Origin of the sequence: Corynebacterium sp. ACRPZ (assembly GCF_022346205.1) — a bacterium.
Taxonomy (GTDB): domain Bacteria; phylum Actinomycetota; class Actinomycetes; order Mycobacteriales; family Mycobacteriaceae; genus Corynebacterium; species Corynebacterium lehmanniae.
Window position 1 is genome coordinate 38,807 of the sequence record NZ_JAKRMR010000003.1, and the last position, 19,738, is coordinate 58,544.

General features: G+C 66.5%; 21 protein-coding genes. 18 read left to right on the top strand and 3 right to left on the bottom strand.

The annotated features are described in order from the left end of the window. Nucleotides 1-116 precede the first annotated feature (116 nt). From ruvX to MHX64_RS02790, 12 genes are all read left to right on the top strand, one after another. Nucleotides 117-605, top strand: a complete 489-nt coding sequence (gene ruvX, locus MHX64_RS02735) for a Holliday junction resolvase RuvX (RefSeq protein ID WP_239355828.1) — start codon at nucleotides 117-119, stop codon at nucleotides 603-605. Between the two features lie 23 nt (nucleotides 606-628). Beyond that, nucleotides 629-1,756: an endolytic transglycosylase MltG gene (gene mltG / locus MHX64_RS02740; RefSeq protein ID WP_239355862.1), complete on the top strand. Its 1,128-nt coding sequence runs from the start codon at nucleotides 629-631 to the stop codon at nucleotides 1,754-1,756. A gap of 3 nt (nucleotides 1,757-1,759) precedes the next feature. Continuing rightward, nucleotides 1,760-2,578: a shikimate dehydrogenase gene (locus MHX64_RS02745; protein ID WP_239355827.1), complete on the top strand. Its 819-nt coding sequence runs from the start codon at nucleotides 1,760-1,762 to the stop codon at nucleotides 2,576-2,578. A gap of 10 nt (nucleotides 2,579-2,588) precedes the next feature. Beyond that, a complete protein-coding gene (locus MHX64_RS02750) occupies nucleotides 2,589-3,014 on the top strand; it encodes a prepilin peptidase (protein WP_239355826.1) in 426 nt (141 codons plus the stop codon). 37 nt (nucleotides 3,015-3,051) lie between these two features. Continuing rightward, nucleotides 3,052-4,275: a chorismate synthase gene (gene aroC / locus MHX64_RS02755; protein ID WP_239355825.1), complete on the top strand. Its 1,224-nt coding sequence runs from the start codon at nucleotides 3,052-3,054 to the stop codon at nucleotides 4,273-4,275. A gap of 191 nt (nucleotides 4,276-4,466) precedes the next feature. Next, a complete protein-coding gene (locus MHX64_RS02760; RefSeq protein WP_239355861.1) occupies nucleotides 4,467-4,946 on the top strand; it encodes a shikimate kinase in 480 nt (159 codons plus the stop codon). Nucleotides 4,947-4,970: 24 nt separating this feature from the next. Then, nucleotides 4,971-6,023, top strand: coding sequence for a 3-dehydroquinate synthase (gene aroB, locus MHX64_RS02765; protein ID WP_239355824.1), 1,053 nt, complete (start codon nucleotides 4,971-4,973; stop codon nucleotides 6,021-6,023). 2 nt (nucleotides 6,024-6,025) lie between these two features. Then, a complete protein-coding gene (gene aroQ / locus MHX64_RS02770; protein WP_239355823.1) occupies nucleotides 6,026-6,460 on the top strand; it encodes a type II 3-dehydroquinate dehydratase in 435 nt (144 codons plus the stop codon). Then, on the top strand, nucleotides 6,460-7,551 hold the full coding sequence (locus tag MHX64_RS02775; protein WP_239355822.1) for an aminopeptidase P family protein: 1,092 nt from the start codon (nucleotides 6,460-6,462) through the stop codon (nucleotides 7,549-7,551). Before aroQ ends, MHX64_RS02775 begins: the two co-directional genes overlap by 1 nt. Nucleotides 7,552-7,602: 51 nt before the next feature. Next, nucleotides 7,603-8,166, top strand: coding sequence for an elongation factor P (gene efp / locus MHX64_RS02780; protein WP_181888509.1), 564 nt, complete (start codon nucleotides 7,603-7,605; stop codon nucleotides 8,164-8,166). After that, a complete protein-coding gene (gene nusB, locus MHX64_RS02785; RefSeq protein WP_239306410.1) occupies nucleotides 8,166-8,798 on the top strand; it encodes a transcription antitermination factor NusB in 633 nt (210 codons plus the stop codon). Before efp ends, nusB begins: the two co-directional genes overlap by 1 nt. A 112-nt stretch (nucleotides 8,799-8,910) precedes the next feature. Then, nucleotides 8,911-9,753 (top strand): PPK2 family polyphosphate kinase, encoded by an 843-nt coding sequence (locus MHX64_RS02790; protein WP_239355821.1) that lies wholly within the window; start codon nucleotides 8,911-8,913, stop codon nucleotides 9,751-9,753. On the opposite strand, the gene MHX64_RS02795 is transcribed toward MHX64_RS02790, so the two are convergent. From MHX64_RS02795 to MHX64_RS02805, 3 genes are read right to left on the bottom strand one after another with little or no spacing between them, the layout of a single operon-like run. Beyond that, nucleotides 9,750-10,253 carry a YbjN domain-containing protein gene (locus tag MHX64_RS02795; RefSeq protein ID WP_239355820.1) on the bottom strand — a complete coding sequence of 168 codons (504 nt, stop codon included), beginning with the start codon at nucleotides 10,251-10,253 and terminating at the stop codon, nucleotides 9,750-9,752. The genes MHX64_RS02790 and MHX64_RS02795 overlap by 4 nt on opposite strands. Further along, a complete protein-coding gene (locus MHX64_RS02800) occupies nucleotides 10,253-10,735 on the bottom strand; it encodes a YbjN domain-containing protein (RefSeq protein ID WP_239355819.1) in 483 nt (160 codons plus the stop codon). The genes MHX64_RS02795 and MHX64_RS02800 overlap by 1 nt, the downstream gene beginning before the upstream one ends. Next, entirely contained in the window at nucleotides 10,732-12,063 is a 1,332-nt protein-coding gene (locus MHX64_RS02805) for a TIGR01777 family oxidoreductase (protein WP_239355818.1), read from the bottom strand. The genes MHX64_RS02800 and MHX64_RS02805 overlap by 4 nt, the downstream gene beginning before the upstream one ends. Nucleotides 12,064-12,193: 130 nt before the next feature. Between MHX64_RS02805 and pyrR the strand changes: the two genes are divergently transcribed. Genes pyrR through pyrF form a run of 6 tightly spaced genes read left to right on the top strand, consistent with a single transcriptional unit; the run spans nucleotide 12,194 to nucleotide 19,666 of the window. Beyond that, complete coding sequence (gene pyrR / locus MHX64_RS02810; RefSeq protein ID WP_181888503.1) at nucleotides 12,194-12,754, top strand: bifunctional pyr operon transcriptional regulator/uracil phosphoribosyltransferase PyrR; 561 nt, start codon at nucleotides 12,194-12,196, stop codon at nucleotides 12,752-12,754. Further along, nucleotides 12,755-13,705, top strand: a complete 951-nt coding sequence (locus MHX64_RS02815; RefSeq protein ID WP_181888502.1) for an aspartate carbamoyltransferase catalytic subunit — start codon at nucleotides 12,755-12,757, stop codon at nucleotides 13,703-13,705. It begins immediately after the preceding gene. After that, nucleotides 13,702-14,985, top strand: a complete 1,284-nt coding sequence (locus tag MHX64_RS02820; RefSeq protein ID WP_239355817.1) for a dihydroorotase — start codon at nucleotides 13,702-13,704, stop codon at nucleotides 14,983-14,985. Before MHX64_RS02815 ends, MHX64_RS02820 begins: the two co-directional genes overlap by 4 nt. 3 nt (nucleotides 14,986-14,988) lie before the next feature. Then, a complete protein-coding gene (locus MHX64_RS02825; protein ID WP_181888500.1) occupies nucleotides 14,989-15,459 on the top strand; it encodes a carbamoyl-phosphate synthase domain-containing protein in 471 nt (156 codons plus the stop codon). A gap of 23 nt (nucleotides 15,460-15,482) precedes the next feature. Continuing rightward, nucleotides 15,483-18,839, top strand: a complete 3,357-nt coding sequence (gene carB, locus MHX64_RS02830) for a carbamoyl-phosphate synthase large subunit (protein ID WP_239355816.1) — start codon at nucleotides 15,483-15,485, stop codon at nucleotides 18,837-18,839. Beyond that, nucleotides 18,839-19,666 (top strand): orotidine-5'-phosphate decarboxylase, encoded by an 828-nt coding sequence (gene pyrF / locus MHX64_RS02835; RefSeq protein ID WP_239355815.1) that lies wholly within the window; start codon nucleotides 18,839-18,841, stop codon nucleotides 19,664-19,666. The genes carB and pyrF overlap by 1 nt, the downstream gene beginning before the upstream one ends. Nucleotides 19,667-19,738 lie beyond the last annotated feature (72 nt).

The window sequence follows — 19,738 nt, forward strand, 5'->3', positions numbered from 1 at the left end:
AGAAGCGCCCCGCCGGTTCCACAGGAAACGGTTAGGTTTAACTAAGGCCAGTTAACCGCCCCGCCGGTAACCGGTCTGTTGTTTACGTAGCCGTCGAAGGTGGAAAGGACACACGGATGAAGGTGCAGCCAGACACCCCGGGGGTTGACGACCCGGGGCAGGGCCGCCGCATCGGCATCGATGTGGGCACCGTCCGAATCGGCGTGGCCTCCTCCGACAAGGACGCGACGCTGGCCACCCCGGTGGAAACGGTCCGCCGGGTCACCGGGTTCAAGGACCGCGACGGCGAAGACATCGAGCGTTTGCTTGAGCTTATCGACGAGCTCGACGCCGTGGAGGTCGTTGTCGGACTGCCGTCGAACCTCAACGGCGACGGCTCCAAGAGCGTCAAGCACGCCAAAGAAATCGCGTTCCGCATCAAGCGGCGCAGCGACGTGCCGGTGAAAATGGCGGACGAGCGACTGACCACGGTCGCCGCCACGCACGCGCTGCGAGCTTCAGGCGTGCGCGAAAAGGAAGCGCGCGCCGTGATCGACCAGGCGGCGGCGGTGGAGATTCTGCAATCATGGCTGGACGGCCGCAAGAACTACCTCAAGGAGATTTAACCGTGACCCCACGACAGGCCGCCATGCGGCGCACACGCAGCACCGCAGTGCTGGTTGCTTCGCTCCTGCTGATCATCGGCTTGATCGCCTGGATCGCCATCGCCCGCGGCAACAACGTGTCGGATTACGAGGGCACGGGCAACGGCGAGGAGCAGGTAGTACAGATCAAGGAGGGCGCAAGCCTGTCCGCGCTCGGCCCGGAGCTGGAAGAGCGCGGCATCGTCGCCTCCGACAACGCATTCCAGACTGCTGCGGCGAACAACCAAAACGCCGACAACATCCAGCCCGGTTTCTACCGCCTGCAGGGGGAGATGAGCGCCGAGTCCGCCGTGGAGGCGCTGCTCGACCCGCAGCAACGCGTCACGCCGCTGCAGGTCTACGGCGGCGCGACCTTGATGGACATCAACATCCTCGGCGGGCAGAAGCGCCTGGGCATCCTCACCATGATTCAGCAAGCCGCGTGCGGCGAGAAGCCAGCACCTGATTGCGTGAATCTGGAGGATCTGAACAAGGTTGCGGCGGATGCAGATCCGGAAGCCCTCGGTGTGCCCGAGTGGGCGCGAGAAACGGTGGCCGGACGCGCAGGCGACGCGAAGCGTCTTGAGGGCCTGATCGCTCCGGGCGAGTACGTCATTGATCCGCACGCGAGCGCGGAGGAGATCCTGACTGACCTGATCACCCGGTCCGCCAAGCAGTACGAATCCACCGACATTGTCGGCCGCGCAAAGGCTGTCGGCCTGACCCCGTACGAATTGCTCACGGCGGCGTCGCTGGTTGAGCGCGAGGCTCCGGCCGGCGAGTTCGACAAGGTCGCGCGAGTGATCCTCAACCGTCTGGATGAGCCGATGCGCCTGGAGTTCGACTCCACGGTCAACTACGGCCTGCCGTCCGTCGAGGTCGCCACGACCGACGAGGACCGTGGTCGGGTGACCCCGTGGAACACCTACGCCATGGACGGTCTGCCGCAGACCCCGATCGCCTCTCCGTCGATCGAGGCCATCGAGGCGATGGAGCACCCGGCCGAGGGCAACTGGCTGTTCTTCGTCACCGTGGACAAAGACGGCACGACCATCTTCAACGACACCTTCGAGCAGCACCTCAACGACACCCAGCGTGCGGTGGACTCCGGCGTGCTGGACTCGCAGCGCTAGCTCATGGAGATCACCCACCGCGCAGCGGTCCTCGGCTCGCCCATCGCGCACTCGCTGTCTCCGGTGCTGCATGGCGCCGGGTACGAGGCGGCGGGCCTTGAGGGCTGGGAGTATACCAGGATTCTCTGCCAGGCAGAGGAGCTTTCCCGGGTCGTGCGGGAATCCGGCGAGACCTACCGCGGCTTCTCGGTGACCATGCCGTGCAAGTTTGCGGCGCTGGATTTTGCGGACGAGGTGACTGAGCGCGCGCAACAGATCGGTTCCGCGAACACACTCACGCGTGTCGACGGCCACTGGCGCGCCGACAACACCGATTGCGAGGGCGCCCTAGTGGCGTTGAGGGAGCTGTTGGGGCACACCCTTCCGAAGCGCGCCGTGCTTGTCGGCGCCGGCGGCACCGCACGGGCGGTGATGTGGGCGCTGCGCGAGCTCGGCTGCGAACAGGTCACGGTGGTCAACCGTTCGGACCGTGCTGCTGAGTATGTGGAGCTGGCGCAGGGGATGGACGTGTCCTTCTGCACCTACGACGCTGACTTGGAGAGCGTGGCGCTGCAAGCCGATGTCGTCGCCTCCACTGTGCCCGCGGATGTGCTAAAGCAGCACGCTGAACAGCTCGGGCACGCTCCGGTGTTCGACGTGATCTACAACCCGTGGCCGACCCCGCTAGCGATTCGTGCCGCTTCGAACGGCTACCCGGTGGTGGGCGGGTTGTCCATGCTCGCCGGGCAGTCCTACGCCCAATTCGAGCAGTTCACCGGCGTGGAGGCTCCGCGCGAGGCGATGCGTGAGGCGCTATTGCGCCACTGGGAGCAGTCCCACTAACCTCGCGGGCATGGGGATCGGGGGATACGCCGCGTTTGCGGCAGGGGTGGTTTTTCTCGGGTGGTCGGCGCTGCTGGGGGCCTACGACATCCGCGAGCGCAGGTTGCCGGACCCGTTGACTGTCCCGCCTGCGGTGGCGGCTGCCATCGCGTGCGTGTGGCACCCGTCGTTGGCGTGGGGTCTGGTGTGGCCGGCGCTGTACCTTCTCGTGGGCCGCGGAATTGGCGGGGGAGACGTCAAGCTCGCGGTACCGCTCGGGGTGGCTTGCGCGGCCGTGGGAGGGCCCTTCGGCGTCGTCGCGGCGATTGGGCTATCGGGCCTGCTCAGTGTTGCTGTCGCTGTTGTTGCGGGGATGCGCGCGGTGCCGCACGGGCCGTCGATGCTTGGTGCCGGATGGGCGCTGTTTCCTATTTTGTGTATGTATTCGGGGGTTTGAGGGCCGAATTTGGCGGGGCTTGTGCAAGAATGTCGCCATGCTTCGTTGGACAACGGCCGGGGAGTCGCACGGCCAAGCCCTCATTGCGTTAGTGGAAAACGCGCCGGCTGGATTGCCGGTGCGCAAGGAAGACATCGCCCACCAGCTGGCGCGCCGCCGGCTCGGATACGGGCGTGGAGCACGCATGAAGTTCGAGGCCGATGAGCTTACGCTTCTCACCGGCGTGGTCCACGGGACCTCCATCGGCAGCCCCATTACCATTCAGATCGGCAACACCGAGTGGCCGAAGTGGACCACGATCATGTCCGCGGAACCCGTGGACATGGAGGACCCGGAGGTGGCGAAGGCCATGTCGTCCGGGCGCGGAGCGTCGCTGACCCGCCCGCGCCCGGGCCACGCAGACTTCGCGGGCATGATCAAGTACGGCTTCGACTCCGCCCGTCCGGTGCTCGAGCGCTCGTCCGCGCGCGAGACCGCGGCGCGCGTGGCGGCTGCGACTGTGGCCCGTAGCTTCCTGCGCGAAGCCCTCGGTGTGGAGGTGTTCTCGCACGTGATCTCCATCGGCGAGTCCGCCCCGTACGCAGGGCCGCACCCGAGCTTCGAGGACATTGAGGCTATCGACGCCTCCCCGGTCCGCGCCTACGACAAAGAAGCGGAGGCGGACATGGTCGCCCGCATCGAGGCTGCGAAGAAGGACGGGGACACCCTCGGCGGCGTTGTCGAGGTCATCGTGGACGGTTTGCCGGTCGGCCTGGGCTCGCACGTCTCCGGCGAACGCCGCCTTGACGCGCGCCTGGCTGGCGCGCTGATGGGCATCCAGTCTGTGAAGGGTGTCGAGGTCGGCGACGGTTTCGAGGAGGCCCGCCGCCGGGGTTCGCAGGCGCACGACGAGATGGTGCGCGGGCAGGGCGGCGTGACACGTTCAACGAACCGTGCCGGCGGCCTCGAGGGCGGCATGACCAACGGCGAGCAGTTGCGCGTGCGTGCGGCCATGAAGCCGATTTCGACTGTCCCGCGCGCGCTGAAGACCGTGGACATGTCCACCGGGGAAGCCGCCACCGGCATTCACCAGCGTTCGGACGTGTGCGCGGTGCCCGCTGGTGGAGTCGTCGCTGAGGCGATGGTGGCGCTGGTGCTCGCGCAAGCAGTGTCGGAGAAGTTCGGCGGCGATACTGTGGATGAGGTTCGACGCAACGTGGAGGCGTACCGCGCGTACGCGGCGGACCGGCTCGCGTTCGCCCGAGAGGAGGATTTGGCATGACCACTCCGGCCGGGGCATCCCCGGCAGATATTGTCAACGATTTGGTGCACGGTCTCGCTCCGGAAGCCGCGCGCGCTGATGGCGCGGACAGCGCAACACCGTTCGACGAGAACGATGCGCCGAGTGCGACCGAACTCGTCACTGCGGCGCCTGCGTTGGTGCACTCCGCGCCGCGTGTTGTGCTGGTGGGCATGCCGGGAGCGGGCAAGTCGACGATCGGCCGGCGGATCGCCAGCGCACTGAACCTGCCCATCGTGGACTCCGATCTCCTCATGGAGCAGGGCGAGGGCAAGGCCTGCGGCGAGTTGTACTCGGAGCTCGGCGAAAACGCCTTCCGCGAGCTCGAGGTGGGCTACGTGGCCCGCGCGCTCGCCACCGGCGGGGTGGTCAGCCTCGGCGGCGGCGCGATTGTCACCGAAGAGGTGCGCACGCTCCTGCAGCGCCACACCGTGGTGTGGATCGACGTCACCGCCGAGGAAGGAATTCGCCGCACGGCGGAGGATGCGTCGCGTCCGGTGCTCGACGGCGAGGACCGCGAACAGCGCTACCGGGACCTTTTGGAGCAGCGAGAGTCCTTCTACCGGGAGGTCTCCAGCTTCCGCGTGCGCACGGACGAGCGCCCACCGCAGCGTGTGGTGGCGGAAGTCCTCGGGTTCATTGACGTGGATTAGCCCTGCGGGAGAAAGGCGAGGCGCATGGCTGTAGTTGAGGTGACGGGGCAAAGCCCGTACGCGGTCAATATCGGGCGCGGCAACCTGGGCCAGGCGGCTCAGCGCGTCGCACAGGTCGGCGCGCGCCGCGCACTCGTCGTGCACCAGGCGCCGCTGGTTGATGCCGCGCGCGAGCTTGCGCAGCAGCTTGAGTCCGCCGGTGTGGAGCCGGTGGCGGTGTGCGTGCCGGATGCGGAAGCAGGCAAGGACCTGGCTGTGCTTTCCAGTCTGTGGGACACCCTCGGCGCGCACAGCTTTTCCCGCCAGGACGCCGTTGTCGGCCTCGGCGGCGGCGCAGTGACGGATCTCGCTGGCTTCGCCGCGGCGACGTGGATGCGCGGCATCAAGGTCGTGCAGGTGCCTACCACGCTTCTGGCCATGGTGGATGCGGCCGTCGGCGGCAAGACCGGCATCAACACGGCGGCCGGCAAGAACCTCGTCGGGGCGTTCCACGAGCCGGACAGCGTGTTTATCGACCTCGCCCGCATTGACACCCTCCCGGAGGCGGAGGTTGTCTCCGGCTCCGCGGAGTTGATCAAAACCGGCTTTATTGCGGATCCGCGCATTTTGGAGCTCTACCAGGACGGCGCCGAGCACCACTGGCCGGAGCTGGTGCGCCGTTCCGTGGCGGTGAAGGCGAATGTTGTCGGGCAGGACCTCAAGGAGTCCGGCCTGCGCGAGATTCTCAACTACGGCCACACCCTCGGCCACGCCATTGAACGCCGCGAGAACTACACCTGGCGCCACGGCAACGCGGTTGCGGTGGGCATGATGTTCGTCGCCCACCTGTCATTGGGCAGGAAGCTTAACGACGCATCCTTGGTCGCCCTCCACGAAGAAATCCTGACAAAGGCGGGCCTTCCCACCCGTTACGAGGCGGGCGCGTTCGACGAGCTGCACGACGCAATGCTGCTGGACAAGAAGAACCGCGACGGGCGTATCCGCTTCGTCGTCCTCGACGGGTTGGGCTCAGCCACCCGGCTCGAGGATGCGACGGTGGAGGAGATGCGCGCGGCCTTTGATGCGATTTCGGAGTAGCGATGAAGATTCTGGTGCTCAACGGGCCGAACTTGAACAGGCTGGGAAAGCGTCAGCCGGAGATCTACGGGTCGGTGACGCTGGCGGACGTCGAGAAGCAATTGTGTGAGCGAGGCAGCGAGCTCGGCGTGGAGGTGGAGTGCCGCCAGTCCAACCACGAGGGCGAATTGATCGACTGGGTGCACGAGGCGGCGGACAACGGGTGGGCCGTGGTGATCAATCCCGGCGGATTTACCCATACCTCAGTCGCGCTGCGCGACGCGCTGGTAGAACTGAAAGATCACCACGGCTTTATCGAGGTGCACATTTCCAACGTGCACGCACGCGAGCCGTTTAGGGCGCACTCCTACCTTTCGCCGATCGCCGAAGGCGTCATTGCGGGGTTGGGGGTGGACGGCTACCGGCTCGCGCTCGACTACTACGCAAGGAGGTTCTAATGGCATTGGCAGACACCCGTTTTGAGGACCGCCGCCGCAAGTTGTCCACGAAGCTGGCGGAGCGCCGCATCGACGACATGCTGGTCACCCACCTGACCCACGTGCGCTACCTGTCCGGCTTCTCCGGGTCGAACAGCGCGATGCTGGTGTCGAAGGACCGCACCGCCGCAATTGCCACCGACGGGCGCTACACCACCCAGATCGGCGAGGAAGTGCCGGACATTGCGGCCACCATCGAGCGCAACGTCGGCGTGGCCATGCTGTCCAAGGCCGCCGAGGGGCACCGCGTGGGCTTTGAAGCAGACTACGTTTCGGTTGCCCAGCTGGAGAAGCTGCGCGAGGCGTGCCCCGAGGGGGTCACGCTCGTGCCGGTGAGCGGGGTGATCGAGGAGATCCGTCTGATCAAGGACAACCTGGAACTCACGCGCTTGACGGAGGCTGCGGAGCTGACGGTGCAGGCGATCGACGCAGTGTTGGACGCCGGCGAGCTGCGCGCCGGCCGCACCGAGCGGGAAGTCGCTGCGGACCTGGAATACCGCATGCGCGTGCTCGGCGCGGAGCGCGTCAGCTTCGACACCATCGTCGCATCCGGGCCGAACTCGGCGAAGCCGCACCATAGCGCCGGCGACCGGGTGATCGCGGAGGGCGATCTGGTCACCATCGACTTCGGCATGCACCGCCTCGGCTTCAACTCGGATATGACCCGCACGTTCGCGATCGGGGAGATCGGCACCCTTGAGCGCGAGATCTACGAGGTCACCTTCGCCTCCCAGCTCGCGGGAGTGAAAGCGGCGGTGCCGGGGACGAAGCTTGTGGACGTGGACAAGGCCTGCCGCGACGTGATCGAGGAGGCCGGATACGGCGAGTACTTCGTGCACTCCACGGGCCACGGCGTGGGGCTGGACGTGCACGAGGCTCCCAGCGCGGCAAAGACCGGTTCCGGCGTGCTCGAGGAGGGTATGACCTTGACCATCGAGCCCGGCATCTACATCCCGGGCAAGGCCGGCGTGCGTATTGAGGACACGCTCATCATCACCTCGGCGGCACCGAAGGTGATCACGGAGTACACCAAGGAACTGACAGTGCTGTAACATTGTTGTGTTTGCACACGCCCCGATACTCCCAGGAGGAAGGTACTTACCATGGCAACTACCGCCGATTTCAAGAACGGCCTGGTGCTGAAGAACGAAGGCAAGCTGCAGCAGATCATCGAGTTCCAGCACGTCAAGCCCGGCAAGGGCCCGGCGTTCGTGCGCACCAAGCTCAAGGACGTTGTCACCGGCAAGACCGTGGACAAGACCTGGAACGCTGGTGTGAAGGTGGAGACCGCAACCGTTGACCGCCGCGACATGACCTACCTGTACAACGACGGCACCAACTACGTTGTCATGGACGACAAGACGTTCGAGCAGTACGAGCTGCCGGCAGACAAGTTCGGCGATGCCGCTCGCTTCCTGCTGGAGAACATGCGCGTGCAGGTTTCCTTCCACGAGGGCGAGGCGCTGTTCGCCGAGCTGCCGATCTCTGTGGATCTGAAGATCGAGCAGACCGAGCCGGGCCTGCAGGGCGACCGCTCCACCGGCGGCACCAAGCCGGCAACCCTGGAGACCGGTGCTGAGATCCAGGTGCCGCTGTTCCTGGAGACCGGCAACGTGGTCAAGGTGGACACCCGCACCGGCGAGTACCTGTCTCGCGTGAACAACTAATGCCCGATTACAAACGACACGGCGCGCGCTACCGTGCGCGTCGCCGGGCAGTAGACATCCTTTTCGAGGCGGAGACCCGCGACATCGATCCTGTGGCGATCGTGGAGGACCGCGCGCAGCTGTCCCAGGACCCGCTCAACGCAGTCGCGCCGGTGGCGGACTACACCCGCACCATCGTCGCGGGCGCGGCGGAGAAGCTGGACGACCTCGACGACGCTATTGAGCGCCACCTCTCCGAGGACTGGGAGCTGTTCCGCCTGCCCGCCGTGGACCGTCAGATCCTGCGCGTTGCGGCGTGGGAGATTCTGTTCAACGACGAGGTGGACGCGCCGATCTCCATCGCCGAGGGGGTGGAGATGGCCGCGGAGTACTCCGGGGCCCAGGCAGCGCCGTACATTAACGTCGTGCTCGACGGCATCGCCCAGCGCGCAGCGTCCAACTCGCCGTTTGCCGGCGAGGGCGCGGAAGACGCCTACCCGGTAGAGGACGAGAGTGCCCCCACCGATGAGCACTCAGAGGACTCCGGGCTGGAGCAGGCGGAGGACACCGACGCAGCCACGGCCCACGAGATCGCCGAGTCCACCGAAGACTTGGAGGCCGGGGAACCGGCGACGGACGGGACCCGCGGCTAGTACCGGGCCCGGCAGAAAGTCGAGTAGAGGAGGTCGAGTACACGCCCATTGAGCGGCGTACTCGACCTCCTTTACTCGACTTCCAGACCGCACACCACCGAAAGGAAGCGACATGTCGAAGCTCACCGTTGAAGAAGCCAAGCAGTTTTTCGTGGGCCCCGATTTCCAGCTCGTGGACGTGGACCCAGCTGCGACACCGGGCGTCTCGGACGTGGACGACGCGTTCAAGGACTACGACGACGACCTTGACGAGCTGCAGGAGATGCTCTTCGCCAACGGACGCGCCGGCAACGAGGACGCCGGTTCGATCCTGCTGGTGCTGCAGGGCATGGACACCTCCGGCAAGGGCGGCATCGTCCGCAACGTCATCGGGGCGACCATGGACCTGCAGGGCGTGCGCGTCCAGGGATTCGGGCGCCCGACGGAGGAGGAAGCCGCCCACGATTTCTTGTGGCGCTTCACCCCGCACCTGCCCAAGCCGGGGCAGATCGCGGTGTTCGACCGCTCGCACTACGAGGACGTGCTGGTGCAGCGCGTGAAGCAGATGGCGCCGCCGGAGGAGATCGAGCGCCGCTACGGCGCGATCGTGGAGTTCGAAAACGAGCTCGCAGCAAACGGCACGAAGATCATCAAGGTGATGCCGCACATTTCGCGCGAGTTCCAGGCTGAGAACCTGAAAAAGCGCATCGAGCGCGCGGATAAGCACTGGAAGTACAACCCTTCCGACATCGACGACCGCAAGCTGTGGAGCCAGTTCATGGACGCCTACCAGATCGCCATGACGCGCACGTCCACAGAGGTCGCGCCGTGGTACTGCATCCCGTCCGACAACAAGAAGTACTGCCGCACGGTGGTCAAGGCATTGCTTTTCGATGCGCTCAAGTCGCTCAACCTCGAGTGGCCTGCCGCCGAATTCGATCCCGAGGTTGAGCTTGAGCGTCTGGCGAACTCCTAGTCGGCGGAGTCGGTGGGGTCGGGCTCGGCCGGGGAGTCGGTCTCGCCGTCAGCCGGCGCGACGCCGGCGGCCTCGGCCTGCTTCTGAACCTCGCCGACCAGCGCCCGCATCGCGTCCTGGGTGGCCAGCACGCCGTCGACGGCGGCCTTGAGCGAGTTGGAGAGCTGGTCGTCCGCGAGCCCCGCGCCAACCTGGATCTCGGACTCGGTGCGCACGACGAGGTTCTCGGTGCGGTTGACCACCAGTGCGCGCGCGTCCAGGTAGGAGCTGTTGACCTGGTTCGCCGCCAGGTACAACGTGGCGTCAGGCGTGTCGGCTGGGGTGTCGGTGACGGAGTCCGCGCGAACGATGAGCACGGAATCCAGCAGCACGAACAGCAGATTGTAGCCGTTGACGTTGGCGTGGCCCGCGCGGCCCGAGGGGTCGTCGGAGACCTCCACGTCGTGGCCGGCCATGGCCTTGATCACGCGGTCGATGGTCACGAGCGTTGCGTTGCTCATTACTGCGGCTCCTCCCAGGTGACAACGGTGGGGAAAGTGTTCTTCAAAAAGTCGAAGGCCTGCAACGTGGTGTCGATGGAGCTGGCGATGAACGCGCCGAGCTGGTTGAACGACGCACCCTCGGCGATGCGCATCGCGCGGATGGCGCTGATGGCCAGCTGGTCCTCGCCGCGTTCGAAGAAACGCAGGGTGGGCGCGAAGTGCGTCTGGTTGTGCTCGTTGCACGCGTAGAGCACCTTCGGCGCCATCTCGCGGGGGAACTCGCCGCGCCACAGCGCCTCGAACACGAGGTGATCGCCATCGATGACGACCGCAATGGCGGCGTTAATGAAGCCGGAACGCACCAGCTGGTCTTCGATGCGGTACTCGAGGTTTTCCTCCTCGAAGATCGCTGCGACGGCCTCAGGTGTGACCTTCTCGGTCACGTTGCGTTCGGGGTGCTCGCTCGGCTGGACGGGCTCTTCGGTTTGATCTGTAGTCACGCCTGCGAGACTAGCAGCTGCTCGCGGCCCAACTCGTGGCGCAGGGCTGCGTCGAGGTTGGGGTAGCGCAGCCGCCAGCCGTGCTTCGCCGCCACGGTGGGCAGGACGCGTTGGTCCGCCAGCGCGAGCTCGTGCGCGCCCTCTTTGCCCAGCAGCAGTTTCGGGCCGAACGTCGGGATGGAAAACAGGTCCGGCCGGCGCAGCAGGCGGGCGAGGGTGGCAGACATCTCGGCGTTGGTCACCGGCTCTGGCGCCGTGGCGTTGACGGGCCCGGACACCGTGCCGTCCAGCAGAGCGCGGACGTAGAAGTCGGTCAGGTCGTCCAGCGCCACCCAGCTCATCCAGAAATCGCCGCGGCCGAACTGCGCGGTGAGCCCCGCGTTAACGCTGGCTTTGAGCACAGGCAACAGCCCGCCCGCGCTGGACAGCGCCAGCCCGGTGCGGATGTGCACGCTGCGTACCCCGTCGACATTGGCGGCGTGCTCCCAGGCGTCGCAGACCTCGGCCAAGAACCCCTCGCCGGGCCCGTCAGCCTCGGTGCGTGGAACGCTGCCAGCATCTGTCCCGTAGTACCCCACCGCCGAGGCGCCGACGAAGACCTCCACTCCCGAGTCCGCGGCGAGGCGGGCGAGTCGGCGGGTGGGCTCCACGCGCGAGTCGCGGATGCTGCGCTTCTTCTCCTCGGTGAACCGGCCCATGATGGTCTCGCCCGCGAGGTGGATCACCCCGTCCACGCCGGCTAGCAGGTCGGGCGCCGGGTTGTCCATGTCCCAGTGCCGCTCGCCGGGACCCGCCTTTCCGCGCACCAGCGGGATCACGGTGTGCCCGGCGGTGGTCAGCTGCGCGCGCAGGTGGGTGCCGACGAGGCCACTGGAGCCGGTCATGGCCACCGTTTTCGGGGCGGCCTGAGGCAGGGAGGCGATGAACCGCAGGTCCTGAACCAGCTGGCGCTGGCGGTAGGCCCAAGCGGGGCGGAGCGCGGCTTCCGGGATGCGGGCGCTGACGTCGTCGATAAGCAATGTGCCCTCGCCCGCGTCCTCGAAACGGTGCACGTGGCGCCAACCAGTAGTCGCGCGCACCGGCTGGTTCGCGGCGACGTCGGTGAACTGCCGGCCCGCGACGTAGCCGTCGGCGAGGTGGCGCGCGACCCACTTCTGGCCCGAGGGGAGGCGAAACACCGTGGTGCCGCTGCGTATCGACGCCGCTTCGCTTGCCACCCGCATCGGCAGGAAACCGGGGGTAAGGCGGGTGACCGCGCCTGGGCGGGTGTGCCAGCGCCAGACGGTGTCGCGGTCGAAGGGGAGGGTGTACTCAGCGTGGATGCCCATGGAATCCTTCCCGGTTTATACGTGCAGGTGCTAAGGTGAAACGCGGTCCCAAGACTACACACGGCCCCGGTAGGCGGGGCCGGTTCGAAATCCTTTAAATTCCGCACTGTGAGGCGGGGAAGGAGGTTCGATGAGTGAGAACGAACGGTCGACCGTTGAGTTGCTGAACGCTCAAGATGTCGGCCGCACTGTTGCACGCATCGCGCACCAGATCATCGAAAAAACGGCGTTGGACGATGAGACCAGTCCGCAGGTTGTGCTGCTGGGAATTCCGTCCGGGGGAGTGCCGTTGGCGCAGCGCATCGCAGAGGCCGTTGAAGAATTTTCCGGGGTGGCAATCCCCGTGGGCAGCCTGGACGTGACGCTCTACCGCGACGACCTGCGCAACCGCCCCCACCGCGCACTGCGCCCCACCAACATCCCGGTGGACATTGACGGGGCAGTGGTCATCCTGGTCGACGACGTTTTGTACTCCGGCCGCACCATCCGCGCGGCGCTGGATTCCCTGCGCGACATCGGCCGTCCCGCGGCCATCCAGCTGGCGGTGCTAGTGGACCGCGGCCACAGAGAACTGCCCATCCGCGCGGACTACGTGGGAAAAAACATCCCCACCTCGAAGGACGAGGACGTCACCGTTTCGCTGACGCCGCTCGACGCCGAGGACCGGGTCACGCTGGCTAGGGAGGCGTAAATGAAGCACCTGATCGACATCGCGGACCTTACCCGCGAGGAAATTGTCGGCCTGATGGACGAAGCGGACCGTTTCCGCGAAGCCCTGGACGGCCGCGAGATAAAGAAGCTGCCCACCCTGCGCGGCCGCACAGTGATGACGCTGTTCTACGAAAACTCCACCCGCACCCGCTCGTCGTTTGAGACCGCGGGCAAGTGGATGAGCGCGGACGTGATCAACCTGTCCGCGTCCTCGTCGTCGGTGAAGAAGGGCGAGTCGCTCAAAGACACCGCGGCGACCCTCGAGGCCATCGGCGCGGACGCGATCATCATGCGCCACCCGGCCTCGGGCGCATCCCAGCTTCTGCGCACGTGGCTGCCGGAGACCAGCATCATCAACGCAGGCGACGGCCAGCACCAGCACCCCACCCAGGCGCTTTTGGACGCGGTGACTATGCGCCAGCACATCGGCGACGTGGCCGGCAAGACCGTGCTCATCGTCGGCGACATCCTGCACTCGCGCGTGGCGCGCTCCAACGTGGACCTGCTGCACACCCTCGGCGCAGAGGTTGTGCTGGTGGCCCCGCCGACGCTTCTGCCCACCGGCGTGCAGTACTGGCCGGCGCGCGTGTCGCACGACTTCGACGCGGAGGTCGAGCAGGCGGACGTGGTGATGATGCTGCGCGTGCAGGCTGAGCGCATGCACGGCGGCTTCTTCCCGTCGCACCGCGAGTACGCCACCCTCTACGGGCTGAGCAAGGACCGCGCGAACCGCATGAAGGACTCGGCGCTGATCATGCACCCGGGTCCAATGCTGCGCGGCATGGAAATCAACTTCGACGTCGCGGACCGCGACAACGCCGTGGTGCTGGGCCAGGTCTCCAACGGTGTCTACACCCGCATGGCCGTGCTGTTTACGCTGCTCGCCAGCTCAGGAGAGCAGGGCGGCAATGAGGAAGGAGCCAGCAAGTGACCACGCTCGCTTTGAACAACGTCCGCCCGTACGGCGAGGACGTGACCAACATTCTCATCGACGTCGCCGACGGCGTGATCGACGCGGTCGGGGAGAACCCCTTTGACGACGCGGACGAGGTCATGGACTGCGGGGGCAACGTGCTGCTGCCGGGCCTGGTGGACATGCACGTGCACCTGCGCGAGCCCGGCCGCGAGGACACCGAGACCATCGCCACCGGCTCCGACGCCGCGGCCAAGGGCGGTTTTACCGCCGTGTTCACCATGGCGAACACCTCTCCGGTGATTGACCAGCCGTTTCTCGCCGAGGCGGTGTGGACGAAGGGCCAGGAGTACGGCAAGTGCGACGTCTACCCGGTCGGCTCCATCTCCCAGGGCTTGAAGGGTGAGCAGCTCACCGAGATCGGTTTGATGGCGCGCAGCGGCGTGCGCATGTTCTCTGACGACGGCAAGTGCGTCAACGACCCGCAGCTGATGCGCCGCGCCATCGAGTACGCCAAGGCGCACGATGTGGTGCTCGCGCAGCACGCCGAGGACCACCGCATGACCGAAGGTTCCGTCGCCCACGAGGGCGAGCAGGCCGCGCGCCTGGGCCTGCGCGGCTGGCCGCGCGTGGCGGAGGAGTCCATTGTGGCGCGCGACGCGATCATGACCCGCGACTACGGCGGCCGCTACCACCTGTGCCACGCCTCCACCGAGGGCACCGTGGAGCTTTTGCGCTTTGCCAAGAACCAGGGCATCGACGTCACCGCCGAGGTCACCCCGCACCACCTCATGCTCACCGACGAGAAGCTCGCCACCTACGACGGCCTGTTCCGTGTGAACCCGCCGCTGCGCGAGGCCCGCGACGCCGAAGCGCTCAAGCAGGCGCTTCTCGACGGCACCGTCGACGTGGTCGCCACCGACCACGCCCCGCACGGCTCTGAAGACAAGTGCGTGGAGTTCGAGCACGCCAAGCCCGGCATGCTCGGCCTGGAGACCTCTTTGGCCGTGGTCCACCGCATCTTCGTGGAGCCGGGCGACGCTGATTGGCGCTTCGTGGCCAAGGTCATGAGCGAGCGCCCGGCAGAGATCCTGCGCCTGAAAGACCAGGGCCGCCCGATCGCTGTTGGCGAGCCGGCCAACCTGGTGCTGGTGGACCCGGAATCGCCGTGGACCGCCCACGGCGATGAGATGGCGTCCAAGGCCTCGAACACCCCGTACGAAGGCATCGAATTTTCCGCCCGCGTGGTTGGCACCTGGCTGCGCGGCACCCAAACCTACGACTCGAAGAAGGCGTAAACCATGTCTGAAAACACCACCACACAACCCCAGCGCACGCGCGCAACGCTCGTGCTTGACGACGGCTCCGCCTTCCCCGGCTTCATCTTCGGCGCGATGCCTGCAGAGAACGAAGTCGCCGGCGAGGTCGCTTTCACCACCGACATGTTCGGCTACGAGCGCGAGCTGTGCGAAGCCGAGCGCGCCGGCCAGATCCTCGTCTTCGCCACCCCGCAGGTGGGCAACGTCGGCTGGACCGGCGAGGGCGCATCCGGCAGCACCGACATCACCGCCGCAGCAGTCATCGTGCGCGACCTCGCGCGCATCGCTTCCAACCACAACGCCCAGCGCACCCTCGCCGAAGAGCTCGAGGCGCAGGGGATTACCGGGCTGTGGGGCGTGGACACCCGCAAGCTCGTCCGACACCTGGCCGCCGCTGCCCGCGAGGGAAAGATGGTGCGGGGCCAGGTCACCGTCGAAAGCCAAGAAGCCTAAGAGAAAGACCAGGAGATACAGACATGAAGCGTAACGATTTGAACCACGTCCTGGTCATCGGCTCCGGCCCGATCGTGATTGGCCAGGCCTGCGAGTTCGACTACTCCGGCACCCAGGCGTGCCGCGTGCTCAAGGACGAGGGCCTGCGGGTGACGCTGGTCAACTCGAACCCGGCGACGATCATGACCGACCCCGAGTTTGCCGACCACACCTACGTGGAACCGATTGAGCCCGGCTACATCGACCGCATCCTCGCCCGCGAAGCCGAGCAGGGCCACCCGGTCGACGCTATTTTGCCCACCCTCGGCGGCCAGACTGCGCTGAACACGGCGATCAAGCTGGACCGCCTCGGCATTCTGGAAAAGCACGGCGTGGAGCTCATCGGCGCGGACATCGACGCCATCGAGCGCGGCGAGGACCGCCAGAAGTTCAAGGACATCGTGGACAAGATCGGCGGCGAATCCGCCCGCTCCCGCGTCTGCTTCACCATGGAAGAGGTGGAGGAGACGGTCGCGGAGCTGGGGTTCCCGTGTGTGGTGCGCCCCTCGTTCACGATGGGCGGGCTCGGCTCCGGCCTGGCGTACGACATGGATGATTTGCACCGCATCGCCGGCGACGGCCTGGTGGCTTCGCCGGAGGCGAACGTGCTGATCGAGGAATCCATCCTGGGCTGGAAGGAAATCGAGCTGGAGCTCATCCGCGACTCCGCGGATAACTGCATCGCCATCGCCACCATTGAGAACGTGGATGCGATGGGTGTGCACACCGGCGACTCGGTCACCGTGGCGCCGGTGCTGACGATGACCGAGCCCGAGGTCACCGCCATGATCGAGCAGGGCAAGGCCATCATCCGCGAGGTCGGCGTGAAAACGGGCGGCTGCAACATCCAGTTCGCCATCAACCCCAAAGACGGCCGCATGATCACCATCGAGATGAACCCGCGCGTGTCGCGGTCCTCGGCGCTGGCGTCCAAGGCCACCGGCTACCCGATTGCCAAGGTGGCCACCCTGCTGGCCATCGGCTACACGCTCGACGAAATCCCGAACGACATGACCGGCGGCGAAACCACCGCGCTTGCGGAGCCGACGCTCGACTACGTCATCGTGAAGATGCCGCGTTTCGCCTTTGAGAAGTTCCCTGGCTCCGACGAGACCCTGGGCACGTCCATGAAGGCTGTGGGCGAGGCGATGGGCATCGGCCGCAACTACATCCAGGGCCTGAACAAGGTTATGCGTTCGATGGAGGACAAGCCGAACGGTTTCTGGACCAAGCCGGACGAGTACTTCGCCGACGAGCGCGCAACCGACGCCGCCGCGGTGCTCGAGGACCTGAAGGTGCCCACCGACAAGCGTCTCTACGACGTAGAGCTTGCGCTGCGCCTGGGCGCGAGCGTCGAGGAGGTCTACGAGGCCTCCGGCATCGACCCGTGGTTCCTGGAGGAGCTCGTCGCGCTCATTGACTTCAGGCAGCAGCTTGTCGACGCCCCGGTGCTCGATGCCGAGCTTTTGCGTGAGGCGAAGGCGTTCGGCCTGTCCGACGCCCAGATCGCCGCGCTTCGCCCGGAGCTGGCGGGGGAGTGCGGGGTGCGCCAGCTGCGCTGGTCGCTGGGGATTGCCCCGACTTTTAAGACCGTGGATACCTGCGCGGGCCAATTCGACGCCAAGGTGCCGTACCTGTACTCCGCCTACGAGCTCGACCCGGACGCGGAAAATGAGGTTGTTTCTTCCTCGAGCGACAGCGGGAAGGAGAAGGTGATCATCCTCGGCTCGGGCCCGAACCGCATCGGCCAGGGCATCGAGTTCGACTACTCCTGCGTGCACGCGGCACTTGAGCTGTCGCGTGTGGGATACGAGACGGTGATGGTCAACTGCAACCCGGAGACTGTCTCCACCGACTACGATACGGCGGACCGCCTCTACTTTGAGCCGCTGACGTTCGAGGACGTCATGGAGATCTACCGCGCCGAAGCCGCCACCGGAACCGTCGCCGGCGTGATCGTGCAGCTCGGCGGCCAGACGCCGCTGGGTCTGGCGCAGCAGCTTGAAGACGCCGGAGTGCCCGTGGTTGGCACCTCCCCCAAGGCCATCGACATGGCGGAGGACCGCGGCGAGTTCGGCAAGGTGCTCGACGCGGCGAACCTGCCGGCCCCGGCTTACGGCACCGCAACCACCTTCGAGGGTGCGCGCGAGGTGGCGGACCGCATTGGCTACCCGGTGCTGGTGCGCCCCTCCTACGTGCTGGGCGGGCGCGGCATGGAGATCGTCTACGACGAGGACAACCTCCGCGATTACATCGAGCGCGCCACCGAACTGTCCCCGGACCACCCGGTGCTGGTGGACCGCTTCCTGGACAACGCCATCGAGATCGACGTCGACGTGCTCTGCGACGGCACGGACGTCTACCTCGGCGGCGTGATGGAGCACATCGAGGAAGCTGGCATCCACTCCGGCGACTCCGCGTGTGCGCTGCCGCCGATGACGCTGGGCCCGGATGACATCGCCAACGTCCGCCGTTCCGCGGCGGCGCTCGCGCACGGTATCGGCGTGAAGGGCCTGATGAACGTGCAGTTCGCGCTCAAGGACGACATCCTCTACGTCATCGAGGCCAACCCGCGCGCATCGCGCACCGTGCCGTTTGTGTCCAAGGCCACCGGCGTGCACCTGGCCAAGGCAGCCGCGCGCATCATGATGGGCACGACGATTGCACAGCTTCGTTCCGAGGGCCTGATCCCGTCCGATTACGACGGCGGCTCGCTGCCGCTGGAGCACCCGATTGCGGTGAAGGAAGCGGTGCTGCCGTTCACCCGTTTCCGCCGCCCGGACGGCGCGCTGCTGGACACCATCCTCGGCCCGGAGATGAAGTCCACCGGCGAGGTCATGGGCCTGGCGCCGTCGTTTGGCGTGGCGTACGCGAAGGCGGAGGCCGCCGCGTTCGGCGAGCTGCCCACCGAAGGCACCGTGTTTGTCTCGCTGGCCAACCGCGACAAGCGCACCCTCATCTTCCCGATCCAGCGGCTGTCCACCATGGGCTTTAAGGTGCTGGCCACGGAGGGTACCGCCCAGATGCTGCGCCGCAACGGCATCGAGTGCGAGGTTGTGCTCAAGGGGTCCCAGGTCCGTGAGGGTGCCGAGGGCAAATCCATCGTGGACCGCATCCTCGACGGCGAGATCGACCTGGTGCTCAACACCCCGGCAGGTTCCGCTGGCGCGCGCCACGACGGCTACGACATCCGCGCGGCTGCCGTCGTCGCCGACGTGGCCATCATGACCACCGTGCAGGGCGTCACCGCGGCGGTGCAGGGCATCGAGGCTATCCGCGCCAACGAAATCTCGGTGACTAGCCTGCAGGAGCTCGAGCACGGCAAAGCAGAGGCGAAGTAGTGGCTGCGCAGACCTTCAGCCAGCGCCTTGTGGCGGCCGGGCAGGAGCACGGCCGTCTATGCGTGGGCATTGACCCGCACGCCGTGCTGCTCGAGCAGTGGGGGCTGGACAACACTGTCGAGGGCCTGCGCGCGTTCTCGGAGACGTGTGTGGAGGCCTTCGCGGGCCACGCCGCGGTAGTCAAGCCGCAGGTGGCGTTTTTCGAGCGCTTCGGCGCAGCCGGATTCGCGGTGCTCGAGAACACGCTCGCCCGGCTGCGCGAGAGCGGCACCTTGGTGATCGCCGACGCGAAGCGCGGCGATATCGGCTCCACGATGGCGGGATACGCGTCAGCCTGGCTTGCGCCCGGTGCTCCGCTGGAGACGGACGCGCTGACTGTGACCCCGTACCTCGGCGTCGGATCGCTCGACCCGGCAATCGAATTGGCTGCGCAGCACGGCAAGGGCGTGTTTGTCATGGCCGCCAACTCCAATCCGGAGGCGGTGGCGCTGCAAACCGGCACGATCGACGGCAAGATGCTCTCGCAGCGGATGGTCGACGAGTGCGCGCAGTACAACCGTGCCGACGATCCTGAATACATCGGGCACGTCGGCGTGGTCGTCGGCGCGACCGTGCAAACCCCGCCGGTGCTCGACGGCCTGAACGCCCCGGTGCTGATGCCCGGAGTGGGCGCGCAGGGAGCGACGATGGCCGATGCGGAAGCCATCGCGGGTGAAATTGGACACCTGGTTTTCCCGAGTGTTTCGCGTTCGGTGCTCACTGCTGGTCCGGATGTGGCTGAGCTGCGCAAACGCGTAGCTGACCTGGGGAAACAGGCGAAAGGCTAGGGTCTATTAACTGCCCAGCAAAATCCCTGGTAGTTTAGTCCCGTCGCACGGTGACGTGGAGAAATGCGGTGT